The 24,979-nt window shown below is 62.6% G+C and carries 27 protein-coding genes; 15 read left to right on the top strand and 12 right to left on the bottom strand.

The window, feature by feature from the left end; genetic code table 11:
• Positions 1–441 precede the first annotated feature (441 nt).
• Complete coding sequence (locus tag KUV41_RS18275; protein ID WP_045993906.1) at positions 442–657, bottom strand: DUF3820 family protein; 216 nt, start codon at positions 655–657, stop codon at positions 442–444.
• A 139-nt stretch (positions 658–796) separates the two neighbouring features.
• On the opposite strand from KUV41_RS18275, the gene KUV41_RS18270 reads away from it, so the two are divergent.
• Entirely contained in the window at positions 797–1,432 is a 636-nt protein-coding gene (locus KUV41_RS18270) for an SDR family oxidoreductase (protein WP_222486951.1), read from the top strand.
• Positions 1,433–1,540: 108 nt separating this feature from the next.
• On the opposite strand, the gene KUV41_RS18265 is transcribed toward KUV41_RS18270, so the two are convergent.
• Positions 1,541–2,317: a ferredoxin--NADP reductase gene (locus KUV41_RS18265; protein WP_045993904.1), complete on the bottom strand. Its 777-nt coding sequence runs from the start codon at positions 2,315–2,317 to the stop codon at positions 1,541–1,543.
• Positions 2,318–2,521: 204 nt separating this feature from the next.
• On the opposite strand from KUV41_RS18265, the gene KUV41_RS18260 reads away from it, so the two are divergent.
• Positions 2,522–3,448 (top strand): LysR family transcriptional regulator, encoded by a 927-nt coding sequence (locus KUV41_RS18260; RefSeq protein ID WP_206942223.1) that lies wholly within the window; start codon positions 2,522–2,524, stop codon positions 3,446–3,448.
• A 53-nt stretch (positions 3,449–3,501) separates the two neighbouring features.
• Here KUV41_RS18260 and KUV41_RS18255 read toward each other — a convergent pair whose 3' ends face one another.
• Entirely contained in the window at positions 3,502–3,930 is a 429-nt protein-coding gene (locus KUV41_RS18255) for a host attachment protein (RefSeq protein WP_206942221.1), read from the bottom strand.
• Between the two features lie 269 nt (positions 3,931–4,199).
• Between KUV41_RS18255 and KUV41_RS18250 the strand changes: the two genes are divergently transcribed.
• Positions 4,200–4,700, top strand: a complete 501-nt coding sequence (locus tag KUV41_RS18250) for a hypothetical protein (protein ID WP_222486950.1) — start codon at positions 4,200–4,202, stop codon at positions 4,698–4,700.
• A 19-nt stretch (positions 4,701–4,719) separates the two neighbouring features.
• Here KUV41_RS18250 and KUV41_RS18245 read toward each other — a convergent pair whose 3' ends face one another.
• Positions 4,720–5,127, bottom strand: coding sequence for a VanZ family protein (locus tag KUV41_RS18245; RefSeq protein WP_222486949.1), 408 nt, complete (start codon positions 5,125–5,127; stop codon positions 4,720–4,722).
• On the bottom strand, positions 5,105–6,181 hold the full coding sequence (gene hemE / locus KUV41_RS18240) for a uroporphyrinogen decarboxylase (protein WP_222486948.1): 1,077 nt from the start codon (positions 6,179–6,181) through the stop codon (positions 5,105–5,107). Before hemE ends, KUV41_RS18245 begins: the two co-directional genes overlap by 23 nt.
• Before the next feature lie 177 nt (positions 6,182–6,358).
• Here hemE and ribA point away from each other — a divergent pair, with 177 nt between their 5' ends.
• The 7 genes from ribA to KUV41_RS18205 all read left to right on the top strand — a co-directional run bounded on the left by ribA (position 6,359) and on the right by KUV41_RS18205 (position 9,826).
• On the top strand, positions 6,359–6,994 hold the full coding sequence (gene ribA / locus KUV41_RS18235) for a GTP cyclohydrolase II (RefSeq protein WP_206942213.1): 636 nt from the start codon (positions 6,359–6,361) through the stop codon (positions 6,992–6,994).
• Between the two features lie 86 nt (positions 6,995–7,080).
• Positions 7,081–7,359 (top strand): hypothetical protein, encoded by a 279-nt coding sequence (locus KUV41_RS18230; RefSeq protein WP_222486947.1) that lies wholly within the window; start codon positions 7,081–7,083, stop codon positions 7,357–7,359.
• Positions 7,360–7,547: 188 nt separating this feature from the next.
• Positions 7,548–7,748, top strand: coding sequence for a hypothetical protein (locus KUV41_RS18225; protein ID WP_222486946.1), 201 nt, complete (start codon positions 7,548–7,550; stop codon positions 7,746–7,748).
• Positions 7,749–8,137: 389 nt separating this feature from the next.
• Positions 8,138–8,431, top strand: a complete 294-nt coding sequence (locus KUV41_RS18220; RefSeq protein WP_206942208.1) for a hypothetical protein — start codon at positions 8,138–8,140, stop codon at positions 8,429–8,431.
• 271 nt (positions 8,432–8,702) lie between these two features.
• Positions 8,703–8,996 (top strand): hypothetical protein, encoded by a 294-nt coding sequence (locus KUV41_RS18215; RefSeq protein WP_206942206.1) that lies wholly within the window; start codon positions 8,703–8,705, stop codon positions 8,994–8,996.
• A gap of 121 nt (positions 8,997–9,117) precedes the next feature.
• Positions 9,118–9,411, top strand: a complete 294-nt coding sequence (locus KUV41_RS18210) for a hypothetical protein (RefSeq protein WP_206942206.1) — start codon at positions 9,118–9,120, stop codon at positions 9,409–9,411.
• A 121-nt stretch (positions 9,412–9,532) separates the two neighbouring features.
• Complete coding sequence (locus tag KUV41_RS18205) at positions 9,533–9,826, top strand: hypothetical protein (RefSeq protein WP_222484323.1); 294 nt, start codon at positions 9,533–9,535, stop codon at positions 9,824–9,826.
• Positions 9,827–10,044: 218 nt separating this feature from the next.
• On the opposite strand, the gene KUV41_RS18200 is transcribed toward KUV41_RS18205, so the two are convergent.
• Both KUV41_RS18200 and KUV41_RS18195 read right to left on the bottom strand, forming a co-directional pair.
• Positions 10,045–11,604: a Na+/H+ antiporter NhaC family protein gene (locus KUV41_RS18200; protein WP_206942202.1), complete on the bottom strand. Its 1,560-nt coding sequence runs from the start codon at positions 11,602–11,604 to the stop codon at positions 10,045–10,047.
• 163 nt (positions 11,605–11,767) lie between these two features.
• Positions 11,768–12,784, bottom strand: a complete 1,017-nt coding sequence (locus KUV41_RS18195; RefSeq protein WP_222486945.1) for an aldo/keto reductase — start codon at positions 12,782–12,784, stop codon at positions 11,768–11,770.
• A 216-nt stretch (positions 12,785–13,000) separates the two neighbouring features.
• Between KUV41_RS18195 and KUV41_RS18190 the strand changes: the two genes are divergently transcribed.
• Positions 13,001–13,921, top strand: a complete 921-nt coding sequence (locus KUV41_RS18190) for a LysR family transcriptional regulator (protein WP_222484320.1) — start codon at positions 13,001–13,003, stop codon at positions 13,919–13,921.
• Positions 13,922–13,981: 60 nt separating this feature from the next.
• On the opposite strand, the gene djlA is transcribed toward KUV41_RS18190, so the two are convergent.
• From djlA to KUV41_RS18170, 4 genes are all read right to left on the bottom strand, one after another.
• Complete coding sequence (djlA, locus tag KUV41_RS18185; RefSeq protein ID WP_206942196.1) at positions 13,982–14,761, bottom strand: co-chaperone DjlA; 780 nt, start codon at positions 14,759–14,761, stop codon at positions 13,982–13,984.
• Positions 14,762–15,222: 461 nt separating this feature from the next.
• Positions 15,223–17,124, bottom strand: a complete 1,902-nt coding sequence (dxs, locus tag KUV41_RS18180; protein WP_206942187.1) for a 1-deoxy-D-xylulose-5-phosphate synthase — start codon at positions 17,122–17,124, stop codon at positions 15,223–15,225.
• A gap of 16 nt (positions 17,125–17,140) precedes the next feature.
• Positions 17,141–18,010: a (2E,6E)-farnesyl diphosphate synthase gene (ispA, locus tag KUV41_RS18175; protein WP_222484490.1), complete on the bottom strand. Its 870-nt coding sequence runs from the start codon at positions 18,008–18,010 to the stop codon at positions 17,141–17,143.
• Positions 18,011–18,014: 4 nt separating this feature from the next.
• A complete protein-coding gene (locus KUV41_RS18170) occupies positions 18,015–18,293 on the bottom strand; it encodes an exodeoxyribonuclease VII small subunit (RefSeq protein ID WP_206942185.1) in 279 nt (92 codons plus the stop codon).
• A gap of 337 nt (positions 18,294–18,630) precedes the next feature.
• On the opposite strand from KUV41_RS18170, the gene serA reads away from it, so the two are divergent.
• The 4 genes from serA (at position 18,631) to KUV41_RS18150 (ending at position 24,160) form a co-directional block, all read left to right on the top strand.
• Complete coding sequence (serA, locus tag KUV41_RS18165) at positions 18,631–19,881, top strand: phosphoglycerate dehydrogenase (RefSeq protein WP_206942183.1); 1,251 nt, start codon at positions 18,631–18,633, stop codon at positions 19,879–19,881.
• A 149-nt stretch (positions 19,882–20,030) separates the two neighbouring features.
• Positions 20,031–20,933, top strand: coding sequence for a DMT family transporter (locus tag KUV41_RS18160; protein WP_206942182.1), 903 nt, complete (start codon positions 20,031–20,033; stop codon positions 20,931–20,933).
• A gap of 322 nt (positions 20,934–21,255) precedes the next feature.
• Positions 21,256–22,611 carry an 8-oxoguanine deaminase gene (locus KUV41_RS18155; RefSeq protein ID WP_222237952.1) on the top strand — a complete coding sequence of 452 codons (1,356 nt, stop codon included), beginning with the start codon at positions 21,256–21,258 and terminating at the stop codon, positions 22,609–22,611.
• A gap of 199 nt (positions 22,612–22,810) precedes the next feature.
• The gene (locus KUV41_RS18150; protein ID WP_222162211.1) at positions 22,811–24,160 is read left to right on the top strand and encodes a uracil-xanthine permease family protein; all 1,350 of its coding nucleotides are present in this window, start codon (positions 22,811–22,813) and stop codon (positions 24,158–24,160) included.
• A 124-nt stretch (positions 24,161–24,284) separates the two neighbouring features.
• Here KUV41_RS18150 and KUV41_RS18145 read toward each other — a convergent pair whose 3' ends face one another.
• The gene (locus tag KUV41_RS18145; RefSeq protein ID WP_222484318.1) at positions 24,285–24,845 is read right to left on the bottom strand and encodes a GNAT family N-acetyltransferase; all 561 of its coding nucleotides are present in this window, start codon (positions 24,843–24,845) and stop codon (positions 24,285–24,287) included.
• Positions 24,846–24,979 lie beyond the last annotated feature (134 nt).

The following is a 24,979-nucleotide window of genomic DNA, read 5'->3' as shown; positions in this document are numbered from 1 at the left end:
GTACCGGAGAAACCGACAAGGACGCGGTCTAAGCGAACCTTGAAGGGTGGCGGGTGGTCGCCAGAGGGCGATGGCAGCTTTCTTTACGCCACTCCCCCTGGAGCAGGTCATCCGCATTCGTACGGGCGAGGCCGACAAGGACGCCGTCTAAGCGAACCTTGAAGGGTGGCGGGTGGTCGCCAAAGGGCGATGGCAGCTTTCTTTACGCCACTCCCCTGGAGCAGGTCATCCGTATTCGTACGGGCGAGACCGACAAGGACGCGGTCTGAGCAAAACTGGCAAGGGCGCGGGCTGAGCGACGATGGCAGCTTTCTTTACGCCACCCCGTTGGAGCAGGTCATCCGCATTCGTACGGGCGAGACCGACAAGGACGCGGTCCGACTAGACCGGCAAGGACGCCGTCATTGCGACGGCTTCCTGGGGATTCCTTCCCGATACCGCTTACCCCCGGCGTCGCAACGGCTCCAGCAGGTCGCTCAAGCCGTTGTGGTCGATCTCGTGCATCAATGCCAGCAGACGTCCAATCTCTCCGGGGGGAAACCCGACCCGAGCAAACCACGCCAGGTAGGGCCCGGGCAGATCGGCGATCAAGGTGCCCTGATGCTTGCCGAAAGGCATCGGCAAGGTAACCAGGCGTTCCAGGTCCTGAGGATTCATCGCTGCTCCTGAGCGGGTGGGTAAGGGGAAGACGCACAGGGTACCGGCCTGCAGGCGGCGTCGCCATCGATTCGCTCCCCATTGAAAGTCTTCCCCTTCGACGCCATGGTCATTCCCAGATATCGACAAGGAGGACGACATGATCACACTCGTGATAGGTGCCAACGGCCAGATCGGCCGCCAGGTCTGCGCCATCGCTCACCGTCAGGGACATCCGATTCGCGCCATGGTCCGCCGCGCCGAGCAGCGCGACTGGTTCGAGCAACAGGGGATCGAGACGGTCGTCGCCGACCTGGAGGACGACTTCGCCGCCGCCTTCGATGGTTGCGATCAGGTGCTGTTCACCGCCGGCTCAGGTCCGAACACCGGGCCCGACAAGACACTGTTGATCGACCTCTACGCCGCTACACGGGTGGCGGACGAGGCCAGCCGCCTGGGGCTGGACCGCATGCTGATGGTCAGCGCCATGCGAGCCGAGCAGCCGCTGCAAGCGCCGGAGAAACTCAGGCCCTACATGGCCGCCAAGTTCGCCGCCGATGCTTATCTGCGCAGCAGCAAGGTGGACCATGTCATTGTCAAGCCAGGCCGGCTCACCGACGACGACGCCACCGGCCGGGTGGCCACGTCACTGGACGAGACCGGGGGCAACAACCAGATATCCCGAGCCAACGTGGCCCTCGCCCTGGTCCATCTATTGGGGCAGAGAAAGATCCGTAACCACGAAACGGTGCTGCTGGACGGCGAACGCGAGATCGCCGAGGCGCTCGGCGACTGACCACCGCCACACCGGCCAGTCCAGGCGATTCAATCCGCCAGCTCCAACGACGACGCCGATGGCAAGTGGCCATCGGCGTCGTCGTTTACGGCGTCCTGTCGAGGTGCCTTACTTCTCCACGAAGGCACGCTCGATGACGTAGTCGCCGGGCTCGCCCATGCGCGGGGAAATATTGAAGCCGAGCTCGTCGAGCAGTGCGCTGGTGTCATCCAGCATGGCCGGGCTGCCGCAGATCATGGCCCGGTCCTGCTTGGGATCGATGGGCGGCAGGCCCTTGTCGTCGGTCAGCTTGCCAGTGCGGATGTGATCGGTCAGGCGGCCCATGGTGTGGAAGTCTTCACGGGTCACGGTGGGGTAGTAGACCAGCTTCTCGCTGATCTCCTCGCCCAGGTACTCGTGAGCCGGCAGCTCCTTGGTGATGAAGTCGGCGTAAGCCAGCTCATTCACGTGACGCACACCGTGCACCAGCACCACCTTCTCGAAGCGCTCGTACACTTCGGGGTCCTGAATCAGGCTCAAGAACGGCGCCAGGCCGGTGCCGGTGGAGAGCATGTAAAGGTTACGCCCAGGCAGCAGATCGTCGCATACCAGGGTACCGGTAGGCTTGCGGCTGACCATGATCTGGTCGCCCACCTGCAGGTGCTGCAGACGTGACGTCAGCGGACCATCCGGCACCTTGATGCTGAAGAACTCAAGGTGGTCTTCATAATTGGGACTTGCCACGGAGTAGGCACGCATCAGTGGCTTGCCATTGACCTCGAGCCCGATCATCACGAACTGGCCGTTCTTGAAGCGCAGGCTGCGCTCACGAGTGGTGCGGAAGGTGAACAGGGAATCGTTCCAATGGTGAACGCTCAGCACCTCTTCCAGGGCAAACTTGCTCATGCCAACTCCTTAAAAGCGTGGGCTTATACGTTTAAAGAATAAGCCTTGATATTAACTCTTGCGGATAATTCTAAGACCGGCCATATTATCTGTTAAATGAATTGTATGGATATGTCTTATCTATTTCTTTGATATAGACAGTCTTCATCGGGAATTTTTGCTATCCGCGGCGGGTGCCTGATCCCCCCTCAAGGAGCCTCAACCATGCGCTACACCCTTCGCCAGCTGGAGGTCTTCGTGGCCGTCGCCCAGCACGAAAGCGTGTCTCAGGCAGCCCGCGCCCTGTCCCTGTCCCAATCCGCGGCAAGTACCGCCTTGGCAGAGCTTGAGCGACAATTCGACTGCCAATTGCTGGATCGCATCGGCAAACGGTTAAAGCTCAATGCCCTGGGCTTCCAACTGCTGCCCAAGGCGGTGGCCTTGCTCGACCGCGCCGAAGAAGTGGAAGAACTGCTACGGGGACAGCAGGGCATCGGTACTCTGGATGTGGGCGCCACCCTGACCATCGGCAACTATCTGGCGACCCTGCTGATCAGCGACTTCATGCAGCGACATCCCGGCAGTCGCGTCCGCCTGCAGGTACGTAATACCCGATCCATCATTGATGCGGTGCGCCACCACCAGCTCGACCTAGGCCTGATCGAAGGGCAATGTGAAGAAGATGACGTTATCACCCAGCCCTGGGTCGAGGATGATCTGGTGGTGTTCTGCTCGCCCCGCCACCCCCTCGCCAACACGGGGCCAGTGGAACTGGACCGTCTGCTGAGAGAGCCCTGGATCATGCGAGAGGAAGGGTCAGGAACGCGCCTGACCCTGGAGCAGGCGGCACGTCATCGTCGTGGACGCTTTACCATCTTGCTGGAGCTGGAGCATACCGAAGGGATCAAACGTGCGGTGGAGTCGGGCCTGGGGATCGGTTGCGTCTCACGACTGGCGCTACGCGACGCCTTTCGGCGTGGCAGCCTGACCCCGTTGCCCACACCGGAGCTGGATCTCAGTCGTCAGTTCACCTTTATCTGGCACCGGCACAAGTACCTCACGGCCGGCATGCGGGAATTCCTTAGACAGTGCCGCCACATGACAGAGGGCATCCAGCGCAGCGACCAGATCGATCTGCCCCAGATACCGTGACGGCGCCCCACGTCGCGCCGTGCCGGTTGAACGGCCGCGACGTGGGGCCTATTTCAGCGCAGATCATCCACCGCATCGCTGATACGCGCACTGTCTGCCTTGGTCAGGTCCTTGGACAGCGTGTGTATGACCAACTTGGCAGTCGGAGCATCGAGCTTATCGCGCAGATGACCAAGGAAGCGGGGGGGCGCTACCATGATCAGCTTCTCCATGCTGTTATCCACTCGGGCCTTGTACAACCGATCGGCCACTTCTCGTGCGAACAGTACTTCGTGGTGATGCGTTGCGACGTCCTCGCTACCCGCTTGGCGAGATGACGTTGCACTGGACTCATGAACATCGCCGCCCTTGTCGGTCACTAGATCCCCCTCATGCAGCCGGCCTTCGGCATGCACGAGACTCTCCAGCTCTTCAAACCGGCGCCCTTCACGGGTGAAAATCCGCGCCCGTGACGCATCGGCTACCACGATATAGGTCGTCATGATCAGTCCTCGCCTCCCTGAGCTCTGTCACTCCGGCACAATGACCGGTACAGAATCACCATGGCAACGGACCTCAGATGCGTCAACTGATGGTTTTCGGCGACACCTGCGTCGCCCATCTCGGACACTGACCACAAGGACACTATTTGGGGTAGGATGCAGCGACTTGGCCCGCCGGCGAGCCAAGTGAGCACACACTCTCCCCCGCCGAGCAAAGATTCATATCTGTGGATAGTCCAAAACGGGCTACCTGCTGGAGGACCCAGACCATGCGCCAGTTCCTGCTACCCCGCGCCCCCCTGGCCCGGCGCACCCTGCTTTGTTGCCACCTTCTGGCCCAACTCGGTGTTCTTGCTGCCGGCCTGTGGTGGCTGATACCACGCTCTCCATGGGTCACCATGTCGAGCTGGAGTGACAGCTGGCCACCTCTGGCCGTGGGCGCGGGGGTCACCCTGCTGACCATGCTGGCCCTGCGTCTGCTGGCGGAGCTGTGGTTACTGCCCCACCACCTGAGTGCCCAGCGCCCCGGCTTTGCGCCAGGCGCCGTAGTGACGCGCTCCTATGACCGGCGTCCGGCGGTACACGATGGCGACAAGGCCTGGACATCGCAGGCACGCTCCATCGAGGACGACGACGCCGTCATCGGCAACGCGCGGGTGACCCGCGAGGCCGAGCCCCTCGCCCAACGCAAGCAACGCGAGCCGGGGCTGGATTTCCATCGTGCCCCGCAGGAAGAGCCCGCCGGACGACGCCAGGAGCCAAGCCTCTAGCGCGCCGCCAAAGCGGCTGTCAGCGTCCTCGCCATAACCGTCGCCGCCATAGCCGTCGGCACTGACAGACGAGCAGTACGCCCAGCAGCGCGCCCAGGGTGTTGGCCAGCATATCCCAGGGATCTCCGCCCAGGCGGCCAGGCACCGGGATCTGTGCCAGCTCGATCAGCACCCCATAGCCGACGGCCAGCCCCACCGATAGCCACACCCTGTCACAGGCCAGCGCCACCAACGCCGCCAATCCGGCATACGCGAGCAGGTGGTTGGCCTTGTCCCATGGCAGGTCTTCGGGCAACTCGCTGGCCGGCATCAAACTGCCCCAGGCGATGACCGCCGCTAGCAACAACGCCAGCCCCCACCACCCGCCTGAATGACGCGGGCGTTGGCGGGTGGCGCCACTAGCGTCAGCCTGTCGCGATGTTGGCATGGTAGGCCGGGCTCAATTCATGCAGCGCGTCCATAAAGGCAGTCACGTTGCTCGGGTCGGTAAACTGGTTGATCCCGTGGCCCAGGTTGAAGATGTGACCAGGCCCTTCGCCGTAGCTATCGAGAATACGGCCAACTTCGGCACGAATCGCCTGGGGAGTGCCAAACAACACGTTCGGGTCCATGTTGCCCTGCAAGGCCACCTTCCGGCCGACCCTGCCGCGCGCATTGGAAAGCTCTGTGGTCCAATCCAATCCCAGCGCATCCGCCCCGGTGTCCGCCAGGTCCTCGAGCCACTGCCCGCCATTCTTGGTAAACAGGATCACCGGCACCCGGCGGCCGTCATGCTCCCGCTCCAGTCCCGCCACGATCTGCTCCATGTACTTGAGCGAGAACTCGCGATAGGCCGGCGTCGACAGCGTCCCTCCCCAGGTATCGAAGATCTGTACCGCCTGTGCACCGGCACGAATCTGCGCATTGAGGTAGTCCGTCACGGCATCCGCCAGCGTATCCAGCAATTGATGCATGACGTCGGGGGTGGCGTAGAGCATGCTCTTGACGTGACGGAAATCCTTGCTGGAGGCTCCCTCGACCATGTAGGTCACCAGCGTCCAGGGACTCCCGGAGAACCCGATCAGCGGCACCCGACCATTGAGCTCACGCCGAATGGTGGAGACCGCGCGCATCACATAGTCGAGATCTCGCTCGGCATCCGGCGCCTGCAGTGCAGCCACGTCAGCGGCGGTCCTCACCGGCTTGCGGAACTTCGGACCTTCTCCAGTCTCGAAGTACAGCCCAAGGCCCATGGCGTCGGGGATCGTCAGGATGTCCGAAAACAGGATGGCGGCATCCAACGGAAAGCGTTCCAACGGCTGCAGCGTCACCTCACAGGCACGATCGGTATCGCGGCACAGGTCCATGAAGCTCCCGGCCTCGCCACGCACCCGCTTGTACTCGGGCAGGTAGCGACCCGCCTGGCGCATCATCCATACCGGTGTCCGGTCCACTGGCTGCCGTGCCAGAGCGCGCAAAAATCGATCGTTCTTCAGTTCCATGCAGGCATCATCCAACAGGAGATTTGCCCGCATTGTACCGCAATGACTGGCTGACGAGAGGCCCCTGCGACCGTGTGTCGTGGCTTACCCGAGTGCTTCCCGTGAGCCCAGCGCGAGTTCCTGATAGACTAAACGCCCCTTGACGGCCCGACCGTTGTCTTGACTTCGAGGTACCTCGTGACGATCCGCTTCATCGCCGCCTCCCGCCTACCCACCCCCTGGGCGACGTTCACCATGCACGGCTTCGAAGATGAAGCCACGGGCAAGGATCATATTGCCCTGACACTGGGCGATATCGACGATGGCGCCCCGGTGCTTGGTCGCGTGCATTCTGAATGCCTGACGGGGGACGCCTTGTTCTCGATGCGCTGCGACTGTGGCTATCAGCTGCAAGAGGCGCTCAAGCGTATCGCTCAAGAGGGGCGCGGGGTGATCCTCTACCTGCGCCAGGAAGGTCGCGGCATTGGTCTGCTCAACAAGATCCGCGCTTACCATCTGCAGGATCAGGGCGCCGACACGGTGGAGGCCAACGAGCGCCTGGGATTCGCCGCCGACTTGCGACGCTATGACCTGTGCGTCCCCATGCTCGACCACCTTGGCGTGCAAGGCCTCAAGCTGATGACCAACAATCCCAGAAAGGTCGATGCCCTGACCCAGGCCGGGGTGCAGGTGGTGGAGCGCGTAGCCCTGACCACCGGGTTGAATCCCCACAATGAGCACTACCTGTCGACCAAGGCTGGCAAGCTTGGACACATGATGGCCCTTGGTGATTTCACTCAAGCAGACGACGTGGACATCGAAAGAAAGTCCTGAGGTTGTAAGGAACCTGAAGGCGGCCCCGACAGAGGATCAAACGTCAACAATGGCGTTCCATGGATTCCTACTGATGAGGTGTCACCATGAAATTCAAGTTCCTGCTGCCCCTTGCTGCCATCGCCGCTCTTCCCCTGACCGCCCAGGCTGATGCTCGCGCCACCGATCTCGCCAGGGCGCTCAACAGCGAACCCCTGTCCATGCGCGACGCGATGGCCAAGCCAGGGGACGACATCATCAATGCGCATATCGCCAGTGACAGCACCGAGGCCCTGCGCAAGGCTCGCCTCCGCCTGCAGTCCCGTCATGTCGACATGACCAACTTCATGCTGAACCTTGATTTAAGCCGAGCTGCTACAAAGTAAGGTTTAATTTTCAACACCCTAAAGACATACGACCGTTTTAATAGAAACCGTCAATCGGCATCATTGAAGACCTTGGCTGGCACACAGCACCGCTGCCCAGCATACTCATTTCAGCGTTCGGCGGGGCCAGCAAGCGCTCACACTGTGAGCTACCTTCAGGCTCCGCTGTAACGGCAAGGAGAGACATCATGAAACGCGCTCTGTTACTCGTTACCGTCACCGCTATTCTCGCCGTCATCCTGCCCGCTTCGGCCATCGCAGCGCCACCCAAGTATGCGCTGGCGCAGCTGGACACAGTGGACGGAGATAGCACACAGCATCAGCTCCGCACCCGTATGCCGGCGATGATCGAGGCACAGCAGCCTAGCCAGGTGCAACGCTATAGCTGAGAGCCCTGATCTTTCTCCGTAAGAGCGGGTCCGTAAGAACGGGTCCGTAAGAGCGGGTCCGTAAGAGCGGGTCAGGAAAAACGAGCCCGGAGAAGCGAGTCCTGAAAGTCGCGCCATGGAACGAAGCGGAGTTAGACCAAGGTTGAAAAGGTATTTGACAGTTAGTTAGTCTGTTAATATTATGTCGCCAAGCAATAGCCATCCCCATCAGCGACCGACAGGTTCGACGCTACGCCTGACCAAGGCGGTGGATGGCTAAGCACTCGTGACAGCCAAGACACGGTAGGCCCAGATGGGCCAAAAAATGCCGGAAAAATTAAAACGACCGTTTTATTTTAAACAGGTCGACCAATGAGAAGGGGGCCAAGCGGCCCGCAAGGAGAGACATCATGAAAGCCAAGATTACCGCCACAGCCCTGCTGATCGCTGCTGCCCTGCCACTGACGGCAAACGCTGATCCTGCCACTGACCGCGCGCAACACATCAACGCCGAGCCGCTGGCACAGGTATCAGGCGCCGCTGTCGATGCAGCACACCAGGTCGGCAACACCCATATTGCCGACAACGGCAGCAATGCCATGGCCAATGCCCGCCTCGAGCTACTGCGTGAGCAAGACAAGCGCACCGACTTCGCCATGAGCGAGCATGACCTGGATCTGGCTCGTCAGGCCACTACCGGTTAACGTTTTCGGCGGAAATTAAAACGACCGTTTAATTAAGGCCAGATCACCGTGTCATCGAGTCGACGACATCGATGGTGACGACACACGATCACCGGTGAGATGGCCTCTTGATCCATGGTTGCGCCGATCGTTTCGGCGTGAACAACAAACGAAAGCCGCGACTCGCTGACCATAGACATGGGATGGGTCACGGCAGCAACACCACTCACGACATCACTGACACAGTTTGACCGATAGAAGCTCCCTGGAGAGCTTCCACAGGAGAGAGACCATGAAAGCCAAGATTGCCGCTACCGCCCTGCTGATCGCCGCCGCCCTGCCGCTGACCGCCCAGGCCGATAATGCCAGTGAGCGTGCCCAGGCGCTTAACGCTGAGCCGCTGTCCCAGCTCACTGCTGACGCCGTGAACGTCGCCAATCAGGTGGGCAACACCCATATCGCCGACAACGGCAGTGACGCCATGGCCCACGCCCGTCTTGAGCTGCTGCGCGAGCAAGCCAAGCGCACCGATTTCGCCATGAGCGAGCACGACCTGGACCTGGCTCGTCAGGCCACTACCGGGTAATGTTTTCGGCTGAAATTAAAACGACCGTTTTATTCAGACCAAGAAATGCCACAGCCTCGGTGCCCACGGCATCGAACTGACCGACAGACGATCTGTCGAGAGCTTCCACAGGAGAGAGACCATGAAAGCCAAGATTGCCGCTACCGCCCTGCTGATCGCCGCCGCCCTGCCGCTGACCGCCCAGGCCGATAATGCCAGTGAGCGTGCCCAGGCGCTTAACGCTGAGCCGCTGTCCCAGCTCACTGCTGACGCCGTGAACGTCGCCAATCAGGTGGGCAACACCCATATCGCCGACAACGGCAGTGACGCCATGGCCCACGCCCGTCTTGAGCTGCTGCGCGAGCAAGCCAAGCGCACCGATTTCGCCATGAGCGAGCACGACCTGGACCTGGCTCGTCAGGCCACTACCGGGTAATGTTTTCGGCTGAAATTAAAACGACCGTTTTATTCAGACCAAGAAATGCCACAGCCTCGGTGCCCACGGCATCGAACTGACCGACAGACGATCTGTCGAGAGCTTCCACAGGAGAGAGACCATGAAAGCCAAGATTGCCGCTACCGCCCTGCTGATCGCCGCCGCCCTGCCGCTGACCGCCCAGGCAGACCGGGCCAGCGAGCGTGCCCTGGCCGTTAACGCCGAGCCGCTGTCCACGATTGATGCTGGCGCACTTGAAACAGCACACCGTGTTGGCAATGCGCATATCGCTGACGACGCCAGCAACGCCATGGCCAATGCCCGGCTGGAACTGCTGCGCAACCAGGCACGCCATACTGACTTCGCCATGAGCGAAGACGATCTGGACCTGGCTCGCCAAGCCACCACTGGCTGATCAGGAGATGTTGCCGAGCGAAGCTAACCGCTCGATACCTGACCCTCCTGCTCCGCTAAGCGCAAAGGCCCCGCCCACCTGGATGTTGCCAGGCAGACGGGGCCTTTTGCTGTACTGCTCTCGGCCATCGCCTGCCTGCAGGGCGCCAGCAGCGATGTTCGATATGTCTTCAGCGCTACCCTGGCGCCACGCTGCCAGCGTAGACCTGAACCAGCACGTTACTCGCGGTACGTCACTTCATCCCTCACCCCGTCACTGCGGGGCTGCCACAAGAGCTTCAACAGCAGCGCCAAGGACAGCATCACGGCAATGCCACTGACAGCGCCCATCCACACCGTGCCACTGATTCCTGCCACAAAGAACGCCACTAGCCCGGCGATGCCGGCGGTCATGGCGTAGGGCAGCTGGGTCCGCACATGGTCGATGTGGTCGCAGCTTGATCCCGCCGACGAGAGAATGGTGGTATCGGAAATGGGCGAGCAGTGGTCACCAAAGATGCCTCCACTCAGCACCGACGCGATCGCCAACGCCATCGGCAGATCCATGGCCGCGGCTACCGGCATGGCAATCGGGATCATGATGGCAAAGGTCCCGTAGGACGTGCCGGTGGTGAAGGCCACCACGGCGCCAATCAAGAACAGCAACACCGGCACCAGGCTGGGCGGAATACTGGCCTCGGTCAGACTCACCAGATAGTCAGCCGTGCCCAGCTCCGACGTGACGCTGCCGATGGACCAGGCCAACGCCAGAATGATGTACACCAGCGTCATGCTCTTGATGCCTTCCACGACGATATCCATCGCCTCGCGGAAGTCGAACAGGCGCTGGCTCATGCCCATGGTCAAGCCGACCATCACCGCCACCAGGGTCGCGATCAGAATCGACTGACCGCCGTCGGCGCTGCCGACCGCTGTGACCAGGTCGTTGTTCGGGAAGTCACCGGTCCACAGAAACAGCGGTGGAATCATGGCCAGCAGAACACCGATAGGCACCAGCATGTTGCGCTTGCGGGCAGTATCCTGTGGCGCCTTGAGCTCCATCGCATCGGTATCAGAGGGCGGCTTGGCGGTGTCTTCCATCAGCTTTCCGGTCTCACGGGCACGGCGTTCCGCCCGCGCCATGGGGCCAAAGTCCCATTGGGTGATGACAATGAAGAAGATCATGCCCAGCGCCAGCCAAGCGTAGAAGTTCAGCGGAATCGATGACAGATAGATCAGGTATTCCGAGCCACTCAGCTCCATCTCGCCAAGCTGGGTGCCAATCAGGCCCATGACAAACACCACCCAGGTGGATACGGGGCCCAGTAGGCACATCGGCGCCGAGGTCGAATCGACGATATACGCCAGCTTTTCACGGGAGACCTGCATGCGATCGGTGATGGGACGCATCACGCTGCCCACTGTCAACGCATTGAAGTAGTCTTCAAAGAAGATCAGCATGCCAAGCCCCAGGGTGCTGCCTTGTGCGCCTCGCGCACTGGCCACCTTGCGGGAAATGGCGCGGGCAATGGCATGGGCCCCGCCGGTACGCTGCAGGACACTGATCAGCACGCCGAACAGGCCACAATAGATCAGTACGGTGGCATTCCACTCGTCACCGATACTCGGCACGATGAAGTCAGAAAAGCTGTTATAGAGGCCGGCTGCGGGATTGTAACCAGCCAGCATGGTGGCCCCGAGCCAGACACCGCAGAACAGTGCGGGTATGACATTGCGTGTCGCCAGCGCCAGCAGAATCGCCAGCAGCGGCGGCAGCAGGGATAAGAGTCCGAAGGACATCGGGAGTCTCCTGGGTTCTTGTCGGTCTTGGCCCGAGGGGGCAACACCATGGGAGGTGGCGTCGCGCGGGCAGCGGGGCATCCTAGGCGCTAACGGCACAAACGGCAACCGCGCTGTCCCATCCCCGCAACCCATCCTCTTTAGGTGCAAGTCGACACGCCGTTCAACCAGGCTGACGAGTCTCCACCTCGACCCCTTTCATGCCCTCCTCAGTGTAGCGCTCCCCTGCCACGGCCTCCCGGTGAAACCAGTCGTTGAGACTCGCCAGATCGGCGTCACTCAAGGACAGCGACAGCGCTCCTAGATTCTCGTCCAGGCGGTTCAGCTTGCGGGTGCCGGGGATGGGGATGATGGCGTCGTCCTGAGCCAGTAGCCAGGCGAGTGCCACCTGGGCGGGGGTGGCACCTCGCTGCTGTGCCAACCCATCCAGCCGATCCAGCAGGGCGATGTTACGGGCCAGGTTCGGCGCCGAGAAACGCGGTGCGTGGCGTCGAAAATCGGTCTCGCTGATGTCAGCACGACGTCGAATCTGGCCGCTGAGGAAACCGCGACCCAGCGGTGAGTACGCCACCAGTGACACCCCCAACCGCTGGCACGCAGGGAGCACGCTGTCCTCCACTCCGCGACTCCAGAGTGAGTACTCACTCTGGACCGCAGCAATGGGATGCACCGCCGCAGCCCGCTCCAGGGTGGCAGGTGACACCTCACACAGCCCCAGCGCACGAACCTTGCCCTGGGTGACTAGCTCGGACATGGCGCCGACGGTCTCTTCGATCGGCACCTCGGGATCGAGACGGTGGGCGTAGTAGAGGTCAATCGTGTCAATCCCAAGGCGTGCGAGAGAAGCCTCACAGGCAGCGAGAACATACTCTGGGCGCGTGTTGATCGACCGGGCGTAGTCGCCAGGCCTGCGCACGATGCCAAACTTGGTGGCAATCACAGCGCTGTCTCGCCTACCGTGCAGCGCCTTGCCCAAAAGTTGCTCGTTATGGCCCTGGCCGTAGGTGTCGGCACTGTCGAACAGGCTCACGCCTCGCTCCAGGGCCTCGTGAATCAACCGGGTGGCGTCACGGTCATCACTGGCACCATAGAATTCGGACATGCCCATGCACCCTAGCCCCAAGGGCAGAACGTGCAGGTGGTCACCCAGTGAACGTGGGGAATGTGAGGGAGAGGTCATCGCAGGCTCCATTACGTAAGGCGGATCACGTCAGACACGTTGTCTGACCTGTTGCATGATCCTGGCCGTGGGCCCGCGGGAGAATTGCTGATAGATTGATACTTGCAGCGTATCAATCCCTGGCGTCCACGTGACACCTCCCGGTCATCCACGATGGATCGACCGCCGGGGGGCAGTGGCGTCCTTGCTTCTCTTCACTAACCTGACGAGCGCCCCATGCCGCCCAGCAGACAATGGTTCAAGCGTTGCGACCGGCTAATCAGCTTTCTCGCCGTTGCCGATACTGGGCACTTTCGCCAGGCCGCCGACAGGCTGCATCTCACTCAGCCTCCGCTGACGCGCCACATCCAGGCGCTGGAACAGGAGCTGGGCGTCACGCTGTTCACCCGCACCACTCGTCAGGTGCGCCTGACCCCGGCAGGAGAGCGCCTTGCTCGCCGGCTGCGCCCCTGCTTTGAGGAAATAGAAGCCGCCTGGCACGACGCCAGCGCACCTACCGACCAGCCCTGCCCCATTGCCATCGGCATGACGCCCGCAGTGGATGATGGCCTGCTGCCCTCCCGCGCATGGCTCGAGGCGCACCTGGACCAGACCGTGGACATCGAGCGCCAACCGTCCAGCAGGCTGCTGTCACGCTTGCTGAAGGATGACGCGAGGCCGCTATCCTTGGCCCTTGTCGGTCTGCCCATCACCCTCCCAGAGCCATTGGAGTGCCACATCGTCGCCGACGACCCGCTATGGGTGTTGATGTCCGACGCCCTTGCCGAGCGGCTTGGAGAGGACCGGGACGTGGATCTTTGCAGGCTGAGCGACCGTCCCCTGTTCTGGTTTTCCCGCAGGGACAATCCGGACTACTTCGACCACTGCGAGCGCCTGTTTCGCATTCACGGCTACCAGCCCCAGCGACTGCGTGAGCCCGACGACCATCACCAATTGCTGGCGCTGGTCGCGGCAGATGAAGGCATCGCCCTGGCGCCCCAGAGCTTTCTGGTCACCCAGCGGCAGGGCGTGACCTCGCGACCATTGTCGCCTCGCTGGAGCGACCTGCGCACTCGCCTCGCCCTCGCCTGGAACCGACATGACGACGCGTCCTGCCGACTGGCACAGCGCCTTGTGGCGGCCCTGCAGAGCAACTGAGGCGTAAGCAGAGCGACTGAGGCGCGAGCAGCACGGCTCAGCCGCGTCGTCCAGGTACGGTCAGGCCTGGCCCCGGGCCTGCCGGATGCGCTGATAGGCATTGCCGATCTCGACGGTGCGGGCCTCGGCGACCTCGCGCATGCTGTCCGGCAGTCCCCGGCTGGCCAGCTTGTCAGGATGGTTTTCGCTCATCAGCTTGCGATAGGCGCGCTTGATTTCGGCATCGCTGGCCTCCGGGCTGATACCCAGCACCTTGTACGCGTCCTCCAGCGGGCTCTGGCTTTCCTGAGTGGCGCCCGCCCCATGGGAGGCTCCACCGCGCAGCATGGCCTCGATCTGGGCTATTTCCGCCTCACTGCAGCCAAGGCCGCGGGCCACCCGCATCAGCATGTTGTGCTCGGCTGGGTGCAGCACACCGTCTGCTGCAATGGCCGACAACTGCACCTGCAAAAAGATCTGTCGCAGCGCACCGCGACCACGGGTCAGGCGTGCCACTCTGGCGATCTCGGCATCCAGATCGAAGTCACTGGCCCGTCCGCGTTCGAATGCGGCACGGGCACTGGCCTTGGTGCTTTCAGGCAAGCGCAGGCGCACCAGCAGTTGCTCGAGCACCTGACGCTCTTCCCCGCTGACCTGACCGTCTGCCTGGCACACGGCGCCCATGACGGCGAAGGTGGAGTCCATGAACTGGCGCTGCATCTCGGCCAGACCCTTGCCGAGCATCACGCCGCCGCGCAGACGTCCGCCCAACCACCAGCCGATGCCGCCACCGATCAACATGCCCAGCGGGCCTCCGGTCAGCAGCCCAATTACCGCCCCGATAACAATGATGGTCAGCATAATTCCTCTCTGTCGGAGCCGTGTTTCAGTCCACGGCGTGCTGTCTGCTCAGGTGGCGCTGGCAGGTGCTTGAACGGTCATCGACTCGCCATCACGCCCACCCACCACCATGGGGGTACGCGAGGCAGGATACCACCGCCACCCGGACGCGGGCGAAAGCGTGCGCCGCCCACCTTTTCATCGAATGGTCATGGGAGTCACCGATACTGGCCGCCAGGTTAACGACGAATGCACTGCCCAGGACGTCTTATGCGACTTTCCTTCACTCGACTCGCCATTGTTGGCGCTATTGTTTCGGCTTGCGCCAGCGTCAGCGTGGCGTCCCACGCCGTGGCGCCGACCCACTGCGCACTGACGCCATCGATCTCTATGTTGCCGGTCTCTGTGCTACCGACCCATATGCGATCGGCCCCCATGTAGGGGGCCGATCGCGTCGTGCTCTGAAGGGACGGTAGGCTGACTCAGCCGAGGCGCTGCCGAATCGCCGCTTCAATTCCCTCAGCGTCCAGACCGCAGTCTCGCAGCAATTCAGCCGGCTTGCCGTGCTCAGCAAAGACATCCGGCAGGCCCAGGTTGAGCACCGACACAGAGACCCCTTCGGCCAGCAACAGCTCATTGATGCCGCTTCCGGCACCGCCCGCCACGACGTTCTCCTCCAGGGTCACTACCAGCTCGTGAGCGCGGGCCGCCTCGAGCACGGCGTCCCGGTCCAGCGGCTTCACACTGCGCATATTGATGTGGCTGGCATCGAGCCGCTCCGCCACTTCGGCAGCAGGACCATTCAAGCTGCCAAAGGCCATCAACACTACGCCCTGGCCCTGGCGACGCGGTTCGGCCACCCCGATCGGCAGCGGCTCAAGGTGATCGGGAATCGCCACGCCTGGCCCCGTACCGCGCGGATAGCGCACCGCCGCTGGACCCGGGTGGTGATAGGCCGCACTGAGCATGGCGCGGCATTCTGCCTCGTCAGCCGGGGCCAGCACCACCATGCCGGGCACACAGCGCAGGTAGGATAGATCCAGGGCACCGTGGTGGGTGGGACCATCCTCCCCGACCAGGCCTGCGCGGTCGATGGCAAAGGTTACGTCCAGATCCTGCACGGCCACATCGTGAATCAATTGGTCGTAGCCACGCTGAAGGAAGGTGGAATAGATCGCGACCACGGGCTTCATGCCTTCGCAGGCCATGCCGGCAGCCAGGGTCACCGAGTGCTGCTCGGCAATGGCCACGTCGTAGTAACGATCCGCATACTCCTTCGAGAAGCGGATGAGGTCAGAGCCTTCGCGCATGGCCGGCGTGATGCCGATCAGGCGCTCGTCTGCCGCGGCCATGTCACAGATCCAATCGCCAAAGACACTGCAGTACTTCTTCTTTGGCGGCGCGGGTGGCGTTGCCACCTCAGCTTCCCGAGCCTTGGCCGCATCGGGCGTCTCGAGCTTGGTAATGGCGTGATAGCCAATAGGATCGGACTCCGCCGGCAGGAAGCCACGGCCCTTGCGCGTCTTGACGTGCAGAAACTGCGGCCCCTCGAGATCACGCATGCTGGTCAGGGCGGCACTCAAGGCATCAAGGTCGTGACCATCGATCGGCCCGACATAATTGAACCCCATCTCCTCAAACAGCGTAGCCGGGCTGACCATGCCCTTCACGTGTTCTTCCGTACGGCGTGCAAGCTCCAGGGCACCCGGCAGATGAGACAGCACCTTCTTGCCGTTCTCGCGCATGCTCAGGTACGGCTTGCTGACCAGAATGCGGGCCAGGTAGCTGGCCACACCGCCGACATTCTCGGAAATCGACATTTCATTGTCGTTCAGCACCACCAGCAGATTGGCATCCACATGGCCGGCATGGGCCAACGCCTCGAAGGCCATGCCGGCGGTCAGGGCGCCGTCACCGATCACCGCGCAGACGCGACGATCCTGGCCCTGGGTACGTGCCGCCAGCGCCATGCCCAGAGCCGCCGATATCGAGGTACTGGAATGGCCGACGCCAAAGGTGTCGTACTCCGATTCGGCTCGCCGTGGGAAGGCCGCCAGGCCACCGTAGCGGCGTATGCCGGTCATCGCTTCGCGACGACCGGTCAGGATCTTGTGTGGATAAGCCTGATGACCCACATCCCACACCAGGCGGTCATGGGGCGTACGAAAGGCATGATGCAGGGCGACGGTCAGTTCGACCACGCCAAGGCCGGCACCAAAGTGGCCGCCGGAAACACCAACGCTGTAGAGCAGGTAGGCGCGCAGTTCATCCGCTACGCGCTTGAGCTGGTCTGCGGTCATCGCACGCAGCGCAGCCGGGGTATCCAGAGTATCGAGCAGCGGCGTTGCCGGCCGCTCGGTGGGAATCGTGTCGAACAGCTTCATGGTAGCCCTGTGGTCGTCAGTGATCGCGTTCGATCATGTAGCGGGCGAGCCCTGCCAGAGGCGCCGCCGACTCGCCCAAGGGGGCGATGGCCTCGAGCGCCTCATCGATCAGTGCCGTCGCCTTGGCCCGAGCTCCCTCAAGCCCGAGCAGGGCGGGATAGGTCGGCTTGTCACGGGCCGCATCGGCACCCGACGTCTTGCCCAGCGTATCGGTGTCACCCGTGACATCAAGCACATCGTCATGTACCTGAAAGGCCAGGCCGATAGCGGCGGCATAGACATCCAGGGCGGCCAGGCGCGCGTCGTCTGCGGGCACCGCGATCAAACCGCCAAGCCTGACGGCGGCGCGAATCAGCGCGCCGGTCTTGTGGCGATGCATGGTTTCAAGGCTGGACAGGTCCGGGCGTTCGCCCACTGCCGCCAGGTCCAGCGCCTGCCCGGCCACCATGCCATCACGCCCGGACGCTTGCGCCAGCGTGGCCACCAATGCCCCCAGGCGAGGAGACGTAGAGCTGGCGAGCAACTCGAAGGCCAGTGTCTGCAGGGCATCGCCGGCAAGAATCGCAGAAGCCTCATCGAACGCCTTGTGCACCGTGGGCTGACCGCGGCGTAGGTCGTCATCGTCCATGGCAGGCAGATCGTCATGCACCAGCGAGTAGGCATGCACCAGCTCAATGGCCGCAGCAGGAATGTCGAGATCGTCGTCGTTGGCGCCCAGCGCCCGACCGGCGGCATAGACCAGAATCGGGCGAAGCCGCTTGCCGCCGACAAGCAGACCATGGCGCATCGCCGCTTCGAGTCTCGGCTCGACCGACTGGCGACCCACGAACAGCGTCTCCAGGCAGCGATCGACTCGCGCCCTGTCGGCGGCCAGACGGGCCAGCATGGTATCAGCGTTCACCCGCGTCCTCCCCGATATCAAAGGGCGACAGCTGCATCCCCCCCTCGGCGTTCTCCGTCAGACTGCGAACCTTGAGCTCCGCATCGTCCAGGCGTTGCTGGGCGTGGCGGGTCAAGGCCACGCCCTGCTCGAACGCCTTCAACGACTCCTCGAGCGACAGCTCCCCCGACTCCAGCCGTTCCACCAGGTGCTCCAGTTGCCCCATGGCCGCGGCAAAGTCCTGAGGCTCGGCATCTTGCTGTGATGGCTGGCGGTCCTGCGTTGCCATGCGCCCCTCCAGACAGTGGGCCAGGGACTGACCCGAAATGGCTTGGTCACGGCCATCGCCGACCGTGCGGGACACCGTGACGCCATCGCCAGGCACCCGGTCACCCTAAAGGGCGACAGTATACACGCTCTGCCCCTGGGGTCGTCTGCCCCGCGTTCCTTGCGCCTTGGTCGAAGACGTCACCGCGTTGGCCAGCGTACATGCACAAGACTCATGCTGCGGTGCAAGGATTTTCAACGTGGCAAAGGCTGCATGTGGTAGGCTATCGACCCTGATTTAGCGCCTTCTCCGCCAACCAGCCGCTGGCTGCCGCCACTTCCAAGAGGTTGATTCGACCATGGCCAAAACGTCCCTGGACAAAAGCAAGATCAAGATCCTGCTGCTCGAGGGCGTCCACCAGAGTGCAGTGGACAATTTTCTCAATGCCGGATACACCAACATCGAGCATCTGCCGACCTCGCTGGACGAGGCCACGCTGATCGAGAAGATCCGGGACGTGCACTTCATCGGTATCCGCTCCCGCACTCAGCTCAATGAGCGGGTGTTCGCGGCAGCCGAAAAGCTGGTCGCGGTTGGCTGTTTCTGCATCGGCACCAACCAGGTCGACCTGGGTGCGGCACTGGTGCGCGGCATCCCGGTATTCAATGCGCCCTACTCCAATACTCGCTCGGTGGCGGAACTGGTGCTGGCCGAAGCGATCATGCTGCTGCGCGGTATTCCCGAAAAGAATGCGCGCGCCCACCAGGGCGGCTGGCTGAAAAGTGCCAAGAACAGCCACGAGGCTCGTGGCAAGACCCTGGGCATCGTCGGCTATGGCAGCATCGGGTCGCAGCTGTCGGTACTGGCAGAAGCGCTTGGCTTTGACGTCATCTACTACGACGTCATCACCAAGCTGGCGATGGGCAATTCTCGCCAGGTCGCCAGTATGGAGGAGCTGCTGGCCCGCTCCGATGTGGTCAGCCTGCACGTGCCGGACCTGCCGTCCACGCGCTGGATGATCGGCGAAGAGCAGATCAGCCTGATGAAGCCTGGCGCCATCCTGATCAATGCCGCCCGCGGCAGCGTGGTGGTGATCGAGGCGCTGGCCGAGGCCATCAAGGAAGGCCGCCTCAATGGCGCCGCCATCGATGTCTTCCCGGTCGAGCCGAAGGGTAACGACGACATCTTCGAAAGCCCGCTGCGGGGTCTGGAGAACGTCATTCTTACCCCGCACATCGGCGGCTCCACCCTGGAAGCCCAGGAAAACATCGGCGTCGAAGTGTCTGAGAAGCTGGTGACCTTCTCCGACAATGGCACCAGCATCACCTCGGTCAACTTCCCCGAGGTGGCCCTGCCGGCCCATCCGGACAAGCACCGCCTGCTGCACATCCACGAGAACGTGCCTGGCGTGATGTCCGAGATCAACCGCGTGCTGTCCGAAAATGACATCAACATTTCCGGCCAGTACCTGCAGACCAATGAAAAGGTCGGCTACGTGGTCATCGATGTGGACAAGGCCTATGGCCCCCAGGCCCTGGAGGCGCTGCGCGAGGTCAATCACACCCTGCGTACCCGGGTTCTCTATTCCGAGACCAACTACGCCGACTAGGCCGCCGGACGCTGTTCCAGCTCGACGACGCCGCGCTCCTTCGGGAGGGCGGCGTCTTGCTGTCGTCCCAGGATGAGCGACAGACGACATTTCATGCCAACAAGACCTATCCTGATCTCTCCCCGCTGAGCGCTTCACAAGGATGCCTGATGCCGACCGGACTGGCCTACCTGATCGTGGTACTGGTGTGGGCCTCGACGCCCCTCGCCATCAAATGGAGCGCAGAAGCCGGCGCCCCCATCGGCAGCGTCATGCTGCGCATGGGGCTGGCGCTGGTGGCCGGCATCGTGCTGCTGCTGGTGTTGCGCAGAACACTGCGCACAGACCGCCGCGCGCTGGTCAGCTACGCCGCCGCCATTCCGGGTGTGTTTGGCGCCATGGCGCTGAGCTACTATGCCTCCCAGTTCTTGCCATCGGGCATGCTCTCGGTGATGTTCGGCATGGCCCCTCTGATCTCTGGCATCATCCTGCAAGCGCTGCCGGGCAGCACGCGGCTGAAGCGCTGGCACTGGATTGGCTGCGGCCTGGGAGTGACAGGCCTGGCGGTGGTCTTTCTCGACAGCCTCGCCCTCGGCAGCGGCCAGCAGCTGGTGGCCCTGGTCATGATGCTGTCCGCCGTCACGCTGTTCAGTGGCAGTGGCATAGCGGTCCAGCGCATCTCTGCGGGACTTCACCCTCTCGAGCAGACCGTCGGCGCCCTGGCGGGCTCCATGCCGTGCTTTCTGGTGCTGTGGCTAGCCAGTGGCGAGCCCCTGACCATCCCCCTGAGTGACCGCGGCCTGTGGGCAGTGCTCTATCTCGCCCTGTTTGGCTCCTTGATCGGTTTCCTCTGCTACTACCTCATTCTGTCGCGGCTGCACGCGGCCAGCGTTGCATTGGTCACGCTGATCACTCCGGTTCTGGCGCTATCTCTTGGCATGCTGTTCAACCAGGAGACCCCTTCAGCCTCCATGCTGGCCGGCGCCGCGCTGATTCTCGTCGCGCTTGGCGCCTATCTGTTCGGTGACCGCCTGAGCCGCCGTCGGGCGGCTCGGCATCACGGCGACACTTGACCCTTATGAGCGTCGGCTTGACAACTCATCAGGCCACGGCCATTTTGTACACAATAAATGACAGCGATTGCGTACCAGGACTGTGCACTCATATCGCACATCTGCTGTCATACACGGCCACCGTCGGTTCCATGGAGGTGCAGTCGGACACAGACCGCGCACACCTCCATCGGTAGCCATCCTTGAAGGCACCTGAACCAGGTATTCGGCCAGACGCCATGCGGTGACGGCTCCTGGCAGCGGTTCGTGTCATGTGCACTACCGCGTGCCGAAAGCGCCTCACCCTGCCTGGGTAACCCTTCGCTTCGCGAAGGAGGAATGCATGCATTCACACACACCCACGACATGGATCCGGCAACCGCTGGCCACCAGCGACCCCGCCGCTACAGCAGGCGTCGTGGTGCAGGGCTCACGTATTGTCGAGAAGCTCGGCGCGGGCCAGGTGCCCAGCGTAGCCGTCGACGAGGTGTTCGATGCCTCCCGGCACGTGCTGCTGCCCGGACTGGTCAATACCCATCACCACTTCTACCAGACGCTGACACGGGCCTACTCGCCTGCGCTCAACAAGGAACTGTTTCCCTGGCTCACTACCCTGTACGACGTCTGGGCCCATCTGGATGAGGCTCAACTGGCGCTGGCCAGCGAACTCGCCATGGTGGAACTGTTGATGAGCGGTTGCACCACCGTGGCAGATCATCACTATGTGTTTTCCGGGGCCCTGGAACATGCCATCGACGTACAGGTCGAGACAGCTAATCGGCTGGGGGTACGGGCAGCGCTGACGCGAGGTTCCATGAGTGTGGGTCGCGATCAGGGCGGCCTGCCACCTCAATCCGTCGTCCAGGACGAAGCCACCATTCTCGATGAGAGCACCCGCCTGATCGACGCCTATCACCAGCGCGGCGATGGCGCCATGATTACCGTGGCATTGGCACCTTGTTCCCCGTTTTCGGTCAGCCGCGAACTGATGATCGACAGCGCCCGCCTGGCCGAGGCCAAGGACGTTCGTCTGCATACCCACCTGGCCGAAACCGAAGATGAGACCCACTACTGCCAGAAACTGTTCGGCATGCGTCCGCTGGATTATCTGGAAGATACCGGCTGGCTCAGCGATCGCACCTGGCTGGCCCATGGCATTCACTTCAACGACGACGAGGTCAGCCGACTCGGCAAGGCGGGTACCGGTATCGCTCACTGCCCCTCTTCCAACATGGTCCTGGGCTCCGGCATGTGCCGAACGCTGGAGCTGGAGGCCGCCGGAAGCCCGGTAGGGCTTGCCGTGGATGGCTCGGCCTCGGCGGACCATTCCAATCTGGCCGAAGAGATGCGCCAGGCCATGCTGATCGGCAGGCTACGTTATTCCCCCAGCCAGGTGCGTCATCAGGACGTGATTCGCTGGGCCACAGAAGGCTCAGCCCGCTGCCTGGGCCGAACCGACATCGGCGGACTTGACGCTGGACAACAGGCGGACCTGGCGCTGTTTCGCCTGGACGAGCCTCGTTTCTCCGGCGCAGAAAACCCGCTTGCGGCGCTACTGCTGTGCGGCGCACATCGGGCCGATCGCGTAATGGTGGCCGGCCGCTGGCGAGTCGTCGACGGGCTGCCCGTCGACGTCGACCTGGGCGCACTGCTGGCCCGTCATGGCGAGGCGGCGGCGCGGCTTCGCCAAGCGGTCTAGCCAGCAGGGCAACACGGCAAGATCGATACCGACACCACGGAACCCTGCTGCGTGGCATCGTTCTTGCAACGCCATTGTTCATCACCGCTGCATCACGGCAGTCAGCCACAAGGACTGACACCTGATGCGGTGGACCGGACTCATCGCCCAGGCCAGGGGACGGCCTGGCACTACAACGACAACAGGAGAGGATCCCGCCATGCATACGCAAGAATCCACTGGCGATAACCGCGACCGGCCCACGGTTCGCTCCACCCACGACGTCAATGCCATGCCGCCACTGGGAAGGGCGATACCGCTTGGCTTGCAGCATGTGCTGGCGATGTTCGTCGGCAACGTGACCGTTCCCATCCTGATTGCCGGTGCTGCGGATCTGCCGGCGGATCAAACCACCTTCATGATCCAGGCGGCGATGTTTGTCGCCGGTGTCGCCACCTTGGTGCAGTCACTCGGTATCGGCCCCATTGGTGCTCGACTGCCTATCGTGATGGGCACCAGCTTCGGCTTCGTGCCGGTTCTGATTCCCATCGCCGTAGGCATGGGCCTGCCAGCAGCGCTCGGAGCTGCACTCTGCGGCGGTATCGCCATGGCCCTGGTAGGCCTGTTTCTCCCGGTCTTTCGCTTTCTGTTCCCGCCAGTGGTCACCGGCACCTTTGTGGTCATGCTGGGTACACTGCTGATGCCGGTGGGCTTTGCCTACTGGGGTGGCGGCTTCGGCGCGGCGGACTTTGGCGCCACCCATCACCTGCTGCTGGGCGCCCTGGTACTGATCGTCACCTTGGGCCTGCACCAGTATGGACGCGGCATCTGGTCCGAAACGGCACCGTTGATCGGCCTGGTCGTCGGTTACGTGGCGGCCACCAGCTTTGGCTTGATTGATTTTTCAGGCATCGGCACAGCTGACTGGCTGTCCCTTCCTGTGCCCCTGGCCATCGGCATCGAGTTTCATCTGGCTGCCGTTCTTCCCGTGGTGCTGCTGGCCATCGTCACCTGCGCCGAATCCATCGGTGATATTGTCGGCACCACTGCCGGAGGCCTGGACCGGGAGCCGACGCCCAAGGAACTGTCCGGTGGTGTCATGGCGGACGGCATCTCCAGCGTGTTCGCCGCCATCTTCAACGCCTTTCCGCAGATCAGCTTCAGCCAGAATGTGGGCATGGTCGCCCTCACCGGCGTCGTCAGTCGCTACGTGGTCGCCATTGGCGGTGCCTTCCTGCTGCTGGCCGGGCTCATCCCCAAGCTGGGCGCGATTGTCTCCAGCATTCCCAACTCCGTGCTGGGTGGGGCCGTGTTGATCATGTTCGGCATGATTGCCAGCGCCGGCATCAAGATGCTGTCTCACATCGACTTCAACAAACGCAACATGGTGATCATCGGCGTATCGCTTTCCGCCGCGGTGGGTCTACCCGCCCAGGAGGGGCTTTACGCCAACCTGAACGAGAACCTTCAAGCCATCATTGAGTCGGGGCTGATTCCTGGTGCGCTATTCGCCATCATCCTCAACCTGGTTCTACCGAAAAGCGACCGAGTGTTCCGTGACGACGTCTAAGCCTCAGCGCCATCACCGGCAGCGACCGAACTGAACCGGCCCTGCTCACGACATCCTTCTCCCGCGCAGAAACAGCACCCACGAGCCCCAACCAGGGCCCGTGGGTGCAGCCACGTGTCCAGACTCAGCAGCTTCTGACGTCACGGTAGCGATGCCGCCGGTAGACCTTGACGCGCTGGCCCTGCAGCGTCGTCATCCCTTCCCATTGGAAACCTGCATGCTGAGCCACTCGCGTCGATGGCACATTGGCAGGATCAATGACCGCCACCAATGACTCGCTGTCGGTGACCGTAAAGGCATGGGTGACGACAGCACGCGCCACTTCAGTAGCCAGGCCCCTACCCCAATGACGCACCGCATAGCGATAGCCAATCGCCAGTTCCTGCTCGCCATCCAGGGTCTCGTGATCGAAACCGCAAAACCCCATCAGGGCACGGGAGACCGGATGCACCACGGCCCAATAGCCAAACCCCTTCTGCCTGTACGTCTGACGACACGCCTCGATAAATGCCTGACTACGCGCAACGTCGCAGACCCCACCGAGGGAATAACGCATGACCCTGGGATCGGCCAACAGCCGGCTCAAGGCGGGCAGGTCGTACGCTTCGAAGGGGCGCAGGCGGCTGCGCGGCGTGGCCAGCACGTCGCCGCTCATCGGTATCGGCGGTTGCTCGTCATTGTGCATGCGGGCTCCGTATCGTCAGGCATGCCAACGAATCTACGTCATCCTGGCAGCGCCTGACCATGGTCTAGCACGAGCCTCTGGGTCTGGCCTCCCTCACGATCTATCACCACCGGGCTCGATCACTCGCCCGATGA

This window comes from Halomonas sp. DP8Y7-1 (assembly GCF_019801685.1).
GTDB classification, from domain to species: domain Bacteria; phylum Pseudomonadota; class Gammaproteobacteria; order Pseudomonadales; family Halomonadaceae; genus Halomonas; species Halomonas litopenaei_A.
This window is presented reverse-complemented; position numbering and strand designations above follow the sequence as displayed.

Excerpts from the sequence above, each read along its gene's own strand:
- KUV41_RS18275 (WP_045993906.1), bottom strand. The coding sequence starts at position 657 with ATGAATCCTCAGGACCTGGAACGCCTGGTTACCTTGCCGATGCCTTTC.
- KUV41_RS18270 (WP_222486951.1), top strand. The coding sequence starts at position 797 with ATGATCACACTCGTGATAGGTGCCAACGGCCAGATCGGCCGCCAGGTC.
- KUV41_RS18265 (WP_045993904.1), bottom strand. The coding sequence starts at position 2,317 with ATGAGCAAGTTTGCCCTGGAAGAGGTGCTGAGCGTTCACCATTGGAAC.
- KUV41_RS18260 (WP_206942223.1), top strand. The coding sequence starts at position 2,522 with ATGCGCTACACCCTTCGCCAGCTGGAGGTCTTCGTGGCCGTCGCCCAG.
- KUV41_RS18255 (WP_206942221.1), bottom strand. The coding sequence starts at position 3,930 with ATGACGACCTATATCGTGGTAGCCGATGCGTCACGGGCGCGGATTTTC.
- KUV41_RS18250 (WP_222486950.1), top strand. The coding sequence starts at position 4,200 with ATGCGCCAGTTCCTGCTACCCCGCGCCCCCCTGGCCCGGCGCACCCTG.
- KUV41_RS18245 (WP_222486949.1), bottom strand. The coding sequence starts at position 5,127 with ATGCCAACATCGCGACAGGCTGACGCTAGTGGCGCCACCCGCCAACGC.
- hemE (WP_222486948.1), bottom strand. The coding sequence starts at position 6,181 with ATGGAACTGAAGAACGATCGATTTTTGCGCGCTCTGGCACGGCAGCCA.
- KUV41_RS18230 (WP_222486947.1), top strand. The coding sequence starts at position 7,081 with ATGAAATTCAAGTTCCTGCTGCCCCTTGCTGCCATCGCCGCTCTTCCC.
- KUV41_RS18225 (WP_222486946.1), top strand. The coding sequence starts at position 7,548 with ATGAAACGCGCTCTGTTACTCGTTACCGTCACCGCTATTCTCGCCGTC.
- KUV41_RS18220 (WP_206942208.1), top strand. The coding sequence starts at position 8,138 with ATGAAAGCCAAGATTACCGCCACAGCCCTGCTGATCGCTGCTGCCCTG.
- KUV41_RS18215 (WP_206942206.1), top strand. The coding sequence starts at position 8,703 with ATGAAAGCCAAGATTGCCGCTACCGCCCTGCTGATCGCCGCCGCCCTG.
- KUV41_RS18210 (WP_206942206.1), top strand. The coding sequence starts at position 9,118 with ATGAAAGCCAAGATTGCCGCTACCGCCCTGCTGATCGCCGCCGCCCTG.
- KUV41_RS18205 (WP_222484323.1), top strand. The coding sequence starts at position 9,533 with ATGAAAGCCAAGATTGCCGCTACCGCCCTGCTGATCGCCGCCGCCCTG.
- KUV41_RS18200 (WP_206942202.1), bottom strand. The coding sequence starts at position 11,604 with ATGTCCTTCGGACTCTTATCCCTGCTGCCGCCGCTGCTGGCGATTCTG.
- KUV41_RS18195 (WP_222486945.1), bottom strand. The coding sequence starts at position 12,784 with ATGACCTCTCCCTCACATTCCCCACGTTCACTGGGTGACCACCTGCAC.
- KUV41_RS18190 (WP_222484320.1), top strand. The coding sequence starts at position 13,001 with ATGCCGCCCAGCAGACAATGGTTCAAGCGTTGCGACCGGCTAATCAGC.
- djlA (WP_206942196.1), bottom strand. The coding sequence starts at position 14,761 with ATGCTGACCATCATTGTTATCGGGGCGGTAATTGGGCTGCTGACCGGA.
- dxs (WP_206942187.1), bottom strand. The coding sequence starts at position 17,124 with ATGAAGCTGTTCGACACGATTCCCACCGAGCGGCCGGCAACGCCGCTG.
- ispA (WP_222484490.1), bottom strand. The coding sequence starts at position 18,010 with ATGCTGGCCCGTCTGGCCGCCGACAGGGCGCGAGTCGATCGCTGCCTG.
- KUV41_RS18170 (WP_206942185.1), bottom strand. The coding sequence starts at position 18,293 with ATGGCAACGCAGGACCGCCAGCCATCACAGCAAGATGCCGAGCCTCAG.
- serA (WP_206942183.1), top strand. The coding sequence starts at position 18,631 with ATGGCCAAAACGTCCCTGGACAAAAGCAAGATCAAGATCCTGCTGCTC.
- KUV41_RS18160 (WP_206942182.1), top strand. The coding sequence starts at position 20,031 with ATGCCGACCGGACTGGCCTACCTGATCGTGGTACTGGTGTGGGCCTCG.
- KUV41_RS18155 (WP_222237952.1), top strand. The coding sequence starts at position 21,256 with ATGCATTCACACACACCCACGACATGGATCCGGCAACCGCTGGCCACC.
- KUV41_RS18150 (WP_222162211.1), top strand. The coding sequence starts at position 22,811 with ATGCATACGCAAGAATCCACTGGCGATAACCGCGACCGGCCCACGGTT.
- KUV41_RS18145 (WP_222484318.1), bottom strand. The coding sequence starts at position 24,845 with ATGCACAATGACGAGCAACCGCCGATACCGATGAGCGGCGACGTGCTG.